Origin of the sequence: Hymenobacter artigasi, assembly GCF_012275535.1 — a bacterium.
GTDB lineage: Bacteria > Bacteroidota > Bacteroidia > Cytophagales > Hymenobacteraceae > Hymenobacter > Hymenobacter artigasi.
In genome coordinates, this window is the sequence record NZ_JAAVTK010000004.1 from 375,811 (window position 1) to 388,532 (window position 12,722).

Consider the following 12,722-nt stretch of genomic DNA (forward strand, 5'->3'; position numbering starts at 1 on the left):
AATTTTACTGATGTCCACCAATACGCACAAGAAAGTTGCCATCATCGGCACCGTGGGGCTGCCGGCCTGCTACGGCGGCTTCGAGACCCTGACGGCCTACCTCGTCAAGTACCTGCACGAGCAGCACGACCTCACGGTGTATTGCAGCGGCAAAACCTACCCCAAGGCCGAGCGCCGCTCGCACTACGAAGGCGCCAAGCTGGTGTACCTGCCCCTGCAAGCCAATGGTGTACAAAGCATTATCTACGATTGTCTGTCTATTCTGCACGCCGTGCTGTTTGCCGATGTGCTGCTGGTGCTGGGCGTGCCGGGGGCGCTGATGCTGCCCTTCGTGCGCTGGTTTACCAATAAGAAAATCATTGTGTCCATCGATGGCATCGAGTGGCGGCGCGAGAAGTGGAGCCCCTTTGCCAAGCGGTTTCTGCGCTGGTCCGAAAACCTGGCGGTGAAGTACTCGCACGCCGATATTTCCGACAACGACGCCATTCAGGACTACACGGCCCGCGCCTACAGCACGCGGAGCCGCGTTATCGAATACGGCGGCGACCACGCCCGCCCGCAGCCCATCACCGACGAGGCCCGGGCGCAGTACCCGTTTCTGGCCAAGCCCTACGCCTTCAAGGTGTGCCGCATAGAGCCCGAAAACAACGTGAGCATGGTGCTGGAGGCCTTTGCTGCCCTGCCCAGCTACACCTTCGTCATCGTGGGCAACTGGAAGAACAGCGTCTACGGCCGGCGCATTTTTGCCGAGTTCGGCAACGGGGCCTACCCCAACCTGCACCTGCTCGACCCCATCTACAACCAGCAGCAGCTCGACGTGCTGCGCAGCAACTGCGCCGTGTACGTGCACGGCCACAGCGCCGGCGGCACCAACCCCTCGCTGGTAGAGGCCATGAGCCTGGGCCGGCCCGTGCTGGCCTTCCACGCCTCGTTCAACAAGGCCACCACTGAGAACAAAGCCATCTACTTCGCCACCAAAGCCGAACTGATGCAGCACATCAAAGGCACCAGCATGGTGACCTGGCTGGAGCTGGGCCAGCAGATGCAGAGCGTGGCCAACCGCCGCTACAACTGGGCCGTCATCGCCCGCAAATACAACTATCTCATCCTCAAAGTATCCGGCATGGTGCGCAAGAACGCCAAAGCCGGCCTGCACTCCCAGCTCAGCCAGCTGCCGCCCGCCGACCTGGTGGCTAACCAGCTGGGCCAGTACGCGGCCCTGAAGATGTTCTATGACGACGAGGTGTAAGGCTGAGCAAAGCAGGCCCGCCGCTTTCGTCGTTTCTCACCCAATGCTACCTTTGTGCCCATTTGGATAAAACACATAAACCGATTTCATGAAAAAATCATGTTTAATTTTTTCATCGGGTTTTAAATAACATTCATCGTTTTTTTTGTTACGTTGAACGCTTTAATAGCAAATACCGATTTTTATATTAAAATATAAATTCAATATAAATACCGCCAACTTTTATCATTAAGTTAACGGATATTTATTACGTACTTTCATCTTTCATCTGTACCGGCCTTTTATAAGGTTGGGGGGTTTCGGCCCGGCTGATTAGTGTATACCGCAGCTAATTGACCCTGAAGGCGTATCGCGCCACCTTACTGAGCCGGCAAAGCCAATTATGGAATCACCTTTCATCATCTTCATCGTTGAAGATGACCCCTGGTACGGGCAACTGCTGCACTACCACCTTTCCCTCAACCCGGAAAATACGGTTCACCTCTGGACGTCGGGGCAGGAATGCCTGGACAACATGCACCTGCTGCCCGATGTGGTGACCATCGACTTTTCGCTGCCCGACATCAGCGGCGACAAGCTGCTGAGCACCCTGCGGCTGCGCTGGCCCGAGGTGCCACTCATCGTCATCAGTGCGCAGGACAAGATTGCGACGGCCGTGCACCTGCTCAAGATGGGCGCGTCCGACTACCTGGTGAAGGACGACAACACCAAGGATTTTCTCTGGAACGCCGTGCAGAAGCTGCGCGAAACCAACGGCCTGCGCCAACGCGTGAAAAGCCTCGAAAGCCAGCTCCAGGCCAAGTACGATTTCAGCAAAATCATGAAGGGCAACAGCCCGGCCATCAAGCGCATTTTTGGGCTGATGGAGAAAGCCGCCCAAACGCCGGTCAACGTTTCCATCACCGGCGAAACGGGCACCGGCAAGGAGCTGGTGGCCAAGGCCATCCACATGAACTCGGGGCGGCACCGCAAGCCGTTTGTGGCCGTGAACATGGCCGCTATTCCCACCGAGCTGCTGGAAAGCGAGCTGTTTGGGCACGAGAAGGGCGCGTTCACCAGCGCGGTGGCCCGCAAAATCGGCAAGTTTGAGGAGGCCAACGGCGGCACGCTGTTTCTGGACGAAATCGGGGACCTGAACCCCGCCATTCAGAGCAAGCTGCTGCGCGTGCTGCAGGAGCGCGAGCTGCAGCGCGTGGGCGGCAACGAGCGCATCAAGCTCGATGTGCGCCTCATCACGGCCACGCACAAGAACCTGGCCGATGAAGTGCAGAAAAGCAATTTTCGCGAAGACCTGTACTACCGCATCATGGGCCTGCCGCTGCTGCTGCCGCCCCTGCGCGAGCGCGGCCAGGACACGCTGTACCTGGCCAAATACTTCGTGGACGAGTTTTGCCGCGAGTATGGCAAGCCCGCCCTGGTGCTGGCCCCCGACACGCTGGACAAGCTGCGGGCCTACGCCTACCCCGGCAACGTGCGCGAGCTGAAAACCATTGTGGAGCTGGCCGCCGTGCTCAGCAACGGCCCCGAGATTTCGCCCGCCGACGTGATGTTTGCCCCGGCCGGGCGCGACACCAGTTTCCTGAGCTCGGAAAAAACCCTGCGGGCCTACACCTGCGCCATTGTGCGGCACTACCTGGAGAAGTACGACGGCAACGTGCCGCAGGTGGCCCAAACCCTGGACGTGGGCAAGTCCACGATTTACAAGATGATACAGGACGGCGAAGTATAGCCGGCCCGCGTTTCCATTTCTTCTGACCGCGCCCATGCCCCCCAAGACTACCCGTGCCACGCTCGAGCACACGCTGCGCCAGCGCGATGCCGAAATTGCTGCGCTGCGCGCCCAGCAGGCGGCCGTGACGCCAACGCTGCCGCCCGGCATCCGGGACCATGCCACCTTTCTGCAGCAGGCTCAGCGCGTGTTCGATGGCATGCTGCACACCGACCCCCAGGGCATCATTACCTGGGCCAACGAGGGCTTTCTGGAGCACTGCCAGTGCACAATGGCGCAGCTGCTGGGCTGCTCCATTGCGCATTTGCCGCCCGACCTGCGGCCCGATAAAACCATTGAGGCCACCGTGACCGCGAGTATTGCCCGGGGCGAGGCGTTTGAGTTTGAGATACCCGACCCCCGCCCCCGGCACAAGCGCAGCTGGCTGCTGCTGAAAATGCAGCCCATCGTGGATGACAAGCAGGCCGTTGGGCTGTATGTGGGCCTGCTGCGGGACATTACCTTCGACCGCAAGACCCAGCAGCAACTAGCCGAGAGCGAAGCCCATTTTCGCAACCTGGCCGAGAATGCGCCGTGCGTGCTCTACCGCGTGCGCCAGGACAACGACGGCCTGCGCCGGTTCACTTATTGCAGTCCCAATCTGAAGGTTCTTTTCGGTATCGATGACATTGAGCACCTGAGCGACTTCGTGCATCCGGATGACTATTTGACCAACGCGGCTATCTACCAGGCGGCCATTACCGCCAGTGCCCCGGTCATTCTGGAGTGCCGCCTCGTGGTGCCGGGCCAGCCCTTGCGCTGGTGTCGCGCCAACTCGGCCATTTCGGGCCAGGACGAATACGGCACGGACTTCAGCGGCAGCATCGAGGACATTACCCTGAGCAAGCTGGCCGAGGAAGAAGCCCGGAGCAGCACCGTGCGCGAGCTACTGGTGATGGAAGGCATAGGCATGGGCAGCTGGGAGTACCACTACACCACCAAATGCAGCTCGGTATCGCCCGAGTGCCTGAGCATGCTCGGCTACGGCGACCAGGTCATTGAGCGCATCGTCCTCCTCGACTACGTGCACCCGGACGAGATTGCCGGCATCAACCAGGAGTGGGCTTCCTGCCAAAGCGGCGAAAAGGAGCTGTTTGCCTGCGAGCACCGGGTGCGCTGCCACGATGGGAGCTACAAATGGGTGCTGAACCGGGGCCTGGTGACCAAGCGCGATGAAGCAGGCGAGCCCCTTGTTTTCACGGGTATCATCGCAGATATCACGGTGCGCCGGGAAGTCCAGAACGCATTGGCTACCACGGCCCTGCGCCTCACCACCACCTTTAAGGAGCTCAAGCGCGGGGTGCTGCTGGTGGATGAGAATTACAAGGTGGTGCTGACCAACAAGGCCTTCTGCCAGCTCTTTGAGCTCACGGCTTCGCCCGAGGAGCTCATCGGCACCGACTATTACCTGGTGGAAGCGCAGATACAAAGCTGCATTGCGCAGTCGGTGGCCAACGCGCCGGACATGGCCACCCAGGTAGCACGCCGCCTGGAAGAGCAGCTCAACTTGTTTCGCCTGCGCAACGGGCGCGTGGTGGAGCGCGAGTTCGGGCCGGTTTGGGACGGGGATACGGACATCGGTTTTCTCTGGAAATTTGAGGACATTACCGAGAGCTACAACGTCAAAAAGGGCCTGCAGCTCCGCGAGGCCAAGTACCGCACCATCATCGACAACATGCAGCTGGGCCTGGTGGAAACCGACCTGGAGAAGCGGGTGCTCTACGCCAACCCAAACTACTGCGACCTGATTGGCTACACCAACGAAGAGCTGCTCGGCAACCCGCTGCCTTCGTTGCTGATGCCCTACGGCGCCCTGCCGCACATAGAGCAGGAATACCAGCTGCGCGAGCAAGGCATGAGCAGCTCCTACGAGATGCCCATCGTGACCAAGGATGGCGAAACGAAGTGGCTTTTTACCGGGGCCGCCCCGCTCTACGACCAGGAACATGTTGTGATGGGCACCATTGGCATCAGCCTCGACATCACGCACATGAAGGAGCTGGAGCAGAACCTGCGCGAAGCCAAGCAGCAGGCCGAGTATTCGGCCAAAGCCAAGGAGCTGTTTCTGGCCAACATGAGCCACGAAATCCGCACGCCCATGAACGCCATCCTGGGCATGAGCCAGCTGCTGGCCAAAACCCCGCTGGCCACGCGCCAAAGCAACTACCTGCACGCCATCACCACTTCGGCCGAGAACCTGCTGGTTATCATCAACGACATCCTGGACCTGACCAAGCTCGATGCCGGCCAGATGACCATCGAGCGGGTGGGCTTCAACGTAACCCGCCTCTGCGCCCAGGTAGAGAAAACCCTGCTCTACAAAGCCGAGGAAAAGGGCCTGGCCCTGAACATCGTTATCGATTCGCTGGTGCCGGACGTGGTGCTCGGCGACCCGTACCGCATCAACCAGATTTTGCTGAACCTGGCCGGCAATGCCGTAAAATTCACCAGCAAGGGCGCCGTAACCATTGAGTGCGAGGTGGCCGGCGTTGAAAAAGGCGCCGTGTGGCTGGCATTCACGGTGCGCGACACCGGCATTGGCATCGACCCGGCGTACCTGAGCTATATCTTCCAGGAATTCAGCCAGGAAGACGTGTCCATTACCCGCAAGTTTGGTGGTACGGGCCTGGGCCTGAGCATCTGTCGCAGCCTGGCCCGGCTGATGGGCAGCGAAATTGTGATTGAGAGCGAGAAAAACCAGGGCACCACCATGCACTTCGCCCTGGCGCTGCCCATTGGCACCGTCGATGACCTGCCGCCGCGCCGGTCGGCCACCAGCCCCAATGCGCAGGAGCTGCGGGGCAAGCACATCCTGCTGGTGGAAGACAACGAGTACAACCGCCTGATGGCCAAAACGCTGCTTCTCAATGCCCATATCAAAGTAACCGAAGCGGAAAACGGCGAATTTGCGATTGAGTGCGTCCGCCAGCAGCGCTTCGACCTGATTCTGATGGACGTGCAGATGCCGGTGATGGACGGCTTCGAAGCCACGCGCTACCTGCGCGAGCAAATGGGCCAGACCACGCCCATCATCGCCCTCACGGCCTCGGCCACCAGCGGCGAGAAGGAAAAATGCCTGGCCGCCGGCATGGACGACTACCTCACCAAGCCCTTCTATGAGGATGAGCTCCTGCAGCTCGTCTACGACTGGGTGCTGCGGCCGCCCGGCCGCCCGCTGCCCCCCGCTGCCCCCCCAAAGGTGGCCCCTGTGCCCCAGCGCCAGCTCTACGACCTGCGGCTGCTGGAGAGCATGGGCCAGGGCGACCAGAAGTTTATCGCGTCGATGCTGCAAACCTTTATCAGCAGCACCCGCACGGCGCTGCGCGACCTGCACGCGGCGCTGGCCGTGGGCAACCTGGCCGGCCTGCAGGCCACCGCCCATAAGATGTGCCCCAGCCTGCGGCACCTGCACATTAAGCCCGCCATCGAGCTGATGGATGCGATGGAAAACTGGGCGGGTCTTTTTTCCTACGACGACCTGCAGCCCATGGTCGAAGCCGTGGACCTGCAATTGCGCGAGGTCATCTTCGCAATGTCGGCCGAGCTGGAAGCCCGCCGCAGCGGCGGCGCCTGAGTCCGGAAGGCCATGCTCCGTTTTTCAGACATTTATTCTGAAAAACGGAGCATCAGGCCTGCATTTATACGTGTAACTATCAAACTATAAGTTATTTAGCGGTAATAATGAAAGTTGGTATAGCGGTGGCTACAGACAGGAAAAAACCCTGCTATGCCTCCAACTATACTGCTCGAAGAAACCCCCGCCAGCCCAGAATTTCGCCCCAGCACTTCGCGCAAGTGGCTGTGGCAGGTGGGCCTGTTGTTTAGCCTGCTGCCGCTGGGCCGCTGGAGCCGCACGGCATTGCCGCCGGCGGTAGCCACCATCCCCGCGCAGGCCGGGCTCGGGCCGCGCCTGCTGGCGCCGCTTCCGGTGCCGCTCGTGGCCACCCAGCACGAAGGACTGCCGATGCCGGCACGGTACTATCCGGCCGCGCTGCGCCCGGCACTGCCAACTACTGGATTATAAACTTTTGTGGGCCTTGCGGACCGTGCTGCGGAGCACCCGCGGCTGCTTGCCCTTCCCGATGGGCCTGCCAGCCGGCCACGCCATCATTTTGCCTTCCTAAATACCACACCTTCATTCCGATGCTATTATCCTCTCTTTTCGCACCAACCCGGCCGGGCCGGGCCGGGCGCGGGCTACTGCTGTTGCTGCTGCTGCTGGGCTTTGCCCCCGCCACGCACGCCGCCAACTACTATTGGGTGGGCGGCACCGGCCTCTGGAACGACCTGGACCACTGGGCCGGCAGCAGCGGCGGCGGCGCCACCTACGACCAGGTACCTCAAAGCACCGACAACGTTTATTTCGATGCTAATTCCTTCACGGCCAGCAACCAGACCATAACCATCGGTGCTACCGTCACCTGCTTCGATATGGACTGGACCGGAGCCGTGCACGCGGTGGGCCGGGGCGGCACCACCGGCGGCGCGCGCCTCGTGGGCAGCGGCACCGTTGAGGTGAACGGCGACCTGCGCCTGGCCACTGGCCTGGGCCGGCAGGACGCCAACATCAGCCTGCTGGCCACCTCTACTGGCCACGTACTCGATTTGCAGGCCGTGCCCATCAACGGCTGGCTGAGCTTCGATAGCAAGCCCGGCGGCTGGCTGTTTACCAGCGATGCCAACCTGGTGCAGTACGGCTCCATTCCCAGCCTGCTGCTTAATACGGGCTCCATCGACTTTGGCAACGCCCAGGTATCGTGCTATGGCGTGCGCAGCACGGGCAATCTGTATCGAACCATCCTTTTGAATGGCAGCACGTTCAACCTGCTGTCGCCCGTCAATACCTGGGAGATGTCGGGCGCAAACCTGACTTTTGACGCGGGCGGCAGCATCCTGCGGCTGGGCACTACGGTGCGGGCCACGGCCAACGGCTACTCCTTCATCAGCACCGAGCAGGCCTACAACGTGGTGGAAGTGGCGGGCGGGGCCACGGCCACCCTTAGCGTGGCGGGGTCGGTCTTTAATAAGCTCCTCATCAATGGCAATACCACCCTCACCAGCGCGGCGGCCATTGGCGGCACCCTGGCCGTGGGCCCCGATGTGGTGCTGCGGGCGGCGGCCGGGCAGGTAGTATCCTTTGCCGGGAAGGCGCAATTGGTATCGGGCGGCAGCTGCGCCGGCATGGTCGGCCTGCAGTCGAGCGTGCCGGGCAAGGCGGCGGTTTTTAACCGGGTCGGGGGCTGGGGCAGCACCAGCCTCAGCTATGCGGCGGTGCAGGATATTGTCTTCAACGGGAGTGCCGTGCCAATGCCGGCAACGGCCTGCCTGGACCGGGGCAACACCCAGGGGGTAGCATTCGGCACCGTGGCAGTAACCGACCTGTACTGGGTGGGCGGCGCGGGTGCCTGGCACGACGCCAGCCACTGGGCAACGACCAGCGGCGGCAGTGCCAGCGCCAACAGCTGCCTGCCTTCGCTGGCTACCAACGTGCATTTCGACGCGAATTCCTTTGCCGCCAGCGGCCAGATAGTGACCCTGGACGGCGCCAATGCCTTTTGCCGCGACCTGGACTGGACGGGCGCCAATGCCCCGGTTTTCAGCCGTGACGCGGCCAACCCGGGCCCGCAGCAGCTGGGCATCGGGGGCTCGCTGGCCTTCAACCCTACCATGACGCTGGACCTGGCCGCCGACCTGGTTTTTTACGGCTACGAAGCCGGCACCCCGGCACCCACGGTGCTAATGGCCCAGCAGGTACTCACCGGCAACCTGTATTTCCGGGCCCCGGGCAGCATCTACACACTGCTCGATGCCCTGACGCTGGCCCCCGGGGCCACCTCGCCCAACGGCCGCCTTTACGTAGAGGCCGGCACACTGAATACGAACGGCCAGGATGTTGCCGCGCAGGGCTTCACCAGTGGCTTCGCCGCTACGTCGTCGGTGTTCGGCACGGGCACGGCGGGGGGCGGGCCGGTCAGCGCCACACCGGTGGTGGTGAACCTGGGCAGCAGCACGCTCACCCTGACGCCCGCCTCCGCCACGGGCGACGTGGGCGCGCGCACCACCTATACCTGGGACGTGGCGGCCGGGGCCGTGCTCAACGCCGGCACCAGCACCATTCGCATTGGCACCAACGCCACCCACAACCAGCCGGCCTACTTTGTGGCGGGGCTGGGCCAGCAATACCACACCGTGGCCTTCACCGACCCTGCGGCGCTGTCGCTGCCCTCGCTGGTATCGGGCGGCGGCGCGGCGGCCACGTTTAATGAGCTCATCTTCGCCGGCTCGGCCGATATCAATGCCAGCAACGCCTTTACCCAGCAGCTGGTGCTGGCCCCGGGCCACGCCTACACGTTCAACAGCACCACCCAGACTTTTGCCCGCAACGCGCAGCTCAACGCCGTGGGGGGCTGCGGCGGCTTCCTGAGCATAAGCGGGGCCAGCGCTACCGCCGGGGCCACGTTCAGCAAGCCCACCGGTGGCACCCTGCCCAACATGGCGCTGCAGTTCGCCGCCCTGCGCAATGTCGCTTTCACGGGCGGAAGCACCTGGACGGCCAGCCAAAGCCTCAACAACGGCAGCACTACCGGGCTCGTGTTTACCAGCCCCCCGGTGGCCCGCACGCTGTATTGGGTGGGCGGCACCGGCCCGTGGAGCGCCCAGAGCCACTGGGCCCTGAGCAGCGGCGGCGCGGGCGGCAACTGCGCCCCCAACCAGCTGGACGATGTGCTTTTTGACGGCGAGTCGTTCACCGCTCCCAACCAGGTAGTAACGCTCGATGCGGTGCAGGCGGCCTGCCGTAGCCTCAACTGGGCGGCGGCCACCAATTCGCCCACGTTCAGCGGCATCAGCACCAACAAGCTCAGCGTGCATGGCTCCCTTGCCTGGAGCCCGGCCATGAGCCAGCAGCTGCTGGGCGAAACCCTGGTGCTGGGGGCGGCCATCATCACCAGCGCGGGGCAGGCCTTCGGCGGGGCCCTCACCATCAATGCGCCCGGGGCCACCGTGGGGCTGGCCGATGCGTTGCAGCAGCCCCGCACGGCGGGCGCGGGCCTGACCCTGCTGGCCGGCACCTTCCACACCAACAACCAGCCGGTGCGGTTGCGCAGCCTGCTGAGCAACCCCCTGCCCGGCACCGCCCCTGCCGCCCGCGCCCTGCGCCTGGGCAACTCCACCGTAGAAATCACGGCCGGCAACTGGACCATCACCCAGCCGGCTTCGCTCGCCTTTGATGCGGGCACCTCGACCATTTTCCTCAGCACCGGCACGTTTTTCAACGGCAACGGCTTCACTTACAACACCGTGCAGATGGGCCCCGGCGTCCTGCACGTAGTGGGCGGCAACAGCACCATTGCCACCCTGCTGCTGGCCGGCGTCAATCTCCTCACCGGCAGCAATACCATCACCAGCCAGCTGACCCTGGAGCCGGGCTCAACCTTCCGGTTTGGGGGGGGCACCACCACCACGTTTGCGGCGACGGCCAGCGTGCAGGCCAGCGGCACGGGCACCCGGGTTATCACCCTGCAAAGCACCGTCAATGGCCAGGCCTTCATCTGGAGCAAGCCGGCGAGTGCCACGCCCGCCGGCACGGTGTGCGCCAGCTTCATCTACCTGCGCGACAGCCAGGCCCAGGGCGGCGCTTATTTCGAAACCGGCCAGCAGGCTAACAACCAGGGCAATACCAGCGGCTGGAGCTTTGCCACCCTGCCGCAGGCCATATCCCGCAGCCAGCAGGTATGTCCGCAGCTTGGGGCGCACGCGCTGCGCTTCACGTTCACGGGCCTCGACCGGCTCACCCAGCAGCCCACTACGCTGGCGGCGGCCCAGTTCCCGCTCACGGTTGTGCTGCGCAACCTCACGGCCGGCACCAACCAGACCATTTCCGTACCCGATGCCACCTACGACCTTCCAATGCCCAACAGCACGGCCACTACGAGCTACCAGGTGATAAGCGTGGCGACCAGCAGCGCCAGCTGCAGCGTCCTGATTAATGCCGGCAAGTTCCCGGTGGTGACCGATGGGCCCCTGAATGGCACGGCCGGACAGTGGACCGGCGCCGGTACCGGCCCCGACTGGCTCGATTGCCAGAACTGGGCCAGCGGCACCGTGCCCACCGCCACCACCAACGTAACGGTGGGAGCCAGCCCGCTGATGCCCGTGCTAAACAGCCCCGGGGCGGCCGTGGCCACCCTGCGCGTGCTGCCCGGTGGCCAGCTAACCCTGGGCAGCGCCGCCGAGCTCGCCATAACCGGCGACTGGCTGAATACCGGCACCACCACCCTGGACCCCGCCAGCCAGGTATCGTTCGTTGGCAGCAGTGCCCAGGCCCTGGCCGGCGGCGTTTTTGGCCGCGCCGTGGTGAACAACCCCGGCGGCCTAGTGCTGCAAAGCGATGCCGGCACGGCCACCAGCCTCACGCTCACGGCCGGACTCATCACCACGGGCTCGTACAAATGGCTGCACACCAATTCGGCAGCCAACAGCCTCATCACCAGCGGCATCGGCAGCTACGTAGTGGGCAATCTGCGCCGCAGCATTGCCGATGGCGTGAGCGCCACCTACGCTTTCCCCGTGGGCACGGCGGGCCAGTATGCCCGCCTCGACCTGCTCAGCAGCCAGCTCGCGGGCACCAGCTTCCTCGATGCCCGCTTCAGCCTCAAAACCGACTCCGATGCCGGCCTGAGCTGCACCGAAACCACGCCCAGCGCCCTGCGCTACCTGGCCGTTTACCCGGCCGGCATCTGGACGCTGACGCCCGATGCGCAGCCGGCCAGCGGCACGTATGCCTTGCAGGCCTCCCTGATGCCGTTTGCCAACCTGGTTGATAATGAGTTCGGCCTGCTTCGGCGGCCGGACACCAGCCTCAGTGCCACCGACTGGAGCGCCGGCGGCGGAAGCCTCAGCCCCGGCAACGGCGCGGGCCGCCTCGTGGCCGATGGCTATGCCCTACGCAGCAGCTTGCGCACTTTCGGCCAGTTTGGCCTGGGGCAGGCCAAGTCCTTCGCGCCCCTGCCGGTTACCCTGGTTTCGTTTCAGGCCGTGGCGCGCGGGCAGGCAGCCCTGCTCACCTGGACCACGGCCCAGGAGATAAACAACGACCATTTTGACGTGGAATTCTCAACCGATGGCCAGGCCTTTAAGCTTGTGAAGCGGGTGCCGGGCCACGGCTCCAGCACCGTGGCCCACACGTACAGCTTCACCGATGAGCAGCTCGCCAACTACGGCGCTAAGCAGGTGTACTACCGCCTGCGGCAGGTAGACGCAAACGGTAGCAGTCAGTTCTCGGCCGTACGCACGGTTGCGGTTGCCGGAGCTGCCGAAGCCTTTGCCGTCTACCCCAGCTTGCTGGCCCCCGGCGAGCCCCTGCACTACGCCCTGGGCGAGGCCGTGGCCGCGCAGGCCGCCGGGGCCGGGCTCCTCATCTACACCCTCACCGGCCAATGCCTGGCCACGAACGTGCTGGCGGCCGGCGCAACGGGCAGCATTGGCACCGCCCGGCTGCTTCCCGGCTGGTACCTGGCCCGCCTGCGCCTGGCCAACGGCCGCTTCCTGACGGCCAGCTTCGGGGTGCAATAGGCATCACGGGCCATCTGGCTATTGACACAAATTTTTATTAGAGCAGTTTTCAGGTTCGTGTACACGTAGCGCGAACTTTGTAGTTCGCGTCCCCGCGCCGTCAGCGTAGTTCTAACGGCGCGGGGACGCGAA

At 63.4% G+C, this 12,722-nt stretch carries 5 protein-coding genes; all 5 read left to right on the top strand.

The features are described 5' to 3' along the window. The first annotated feature begins 10 nt into the window (after window positions 1-10). The 5 genes from HBN54_RS09770 to HBN54_RS09790 all read left to right on the top strand — a co-directional run bounded on the left by HBN54_RS09770 (window position 11) and on the right by HBN54_RS09790 (window position 12,590). Complete coding sequence (locus HBN54_RS09770; protein WP_168672999.1) at window positions 11-1,249, top strand: DUF1972 domain-containing protein; 1,239 nt, start codon at window positions 11-13, stop codon at window positions 1,247-1,249. 382 nt (window positions 1,250-1,631) lie between these two features. Beyond that, a complete protein-coding gene (locus tag HBN54_RS09775; protein ID WP_168673000.1) occupies window positions 1,632-2,978 on the top strand; it encodes a sigma-54-dependent transcriptional regulator in 1,347 nt (448 codons plus the stop codon). Between the two features lie 34 nt (window positions 2,979-3,012). Continuing rightward, a complete protein-coding gene (locus HBN54_RS09780) occupies window positions 3,013-6,591 on the top strand; it encodes a PAS domain S-box protein (protein ID WP_168673001.1) in 3,579 nt (1,192 codons plus the stop codon). A gap of 153 nt (window positions 6,592-6,744) precedes the next feature. Next, on the top strand, window positions 6,745-7,041 hold the full coding sequence (locus HBN54_RS09785; protein ID WP_168673002.1) for a hypothetical protein: 297 nt from the start codon (window positions 6,745-6,747) through the stop codon (window positions 7,039-7,041). A 119-nt stretch (window positions 7,042-7,160) separates the two neighbouring features. After that, a complete protein-coding gene (locus HBN54_RS09790) occupies window positions 7,161-12,590 on the top strand; it encodes a beta strand repeat-containing protein (protein ID WP_168673003.1) in 5,430 nt (1,809 codons plus the stop codon). The last annotated feature ends 132 nt before the right edge of the window (window positions 12,591-12,722 follow it).

Bases quoted from the DNA above. Each gene is read 5' to 3' on its own strand.
- HBN54_RS09790 (WP_168673003.1), top strand. From the start codon at position 7,161: ATGCTATTATCCTCTCTTTTCGCACCAACCCGGCCGGGCCGGGCCGGG.
- HBN54_RS09770 (WP_168672999.1), top strand. From the start codon at position 11: ATGTCCACCAATACGCACAAGAAAGTTGCCATCATCGGCACCGTGGGG.
- HBN54_RS09780 (WP_168673001.1), top strand. From the start codon at position 3,013: ATGCCCCCCAAGACTACCCGTGCCACGCTCGAGCACACGCTGCGCCAG.
- HBN54_RS09785 (WP_168673002.1), top strand. From the start codon at position 6,745: ATGCCTCCAACTATACTGCTCGAAGAAACCCCCGCCAGCCCAGAATTT.
- HBN54_RS09775 (WP_168673000.1), top strand. From the start codon at position 1,632: ATGGAATCACCTTTCATCATCTTCATCGTTGAAGATGACCCCTGGTAC.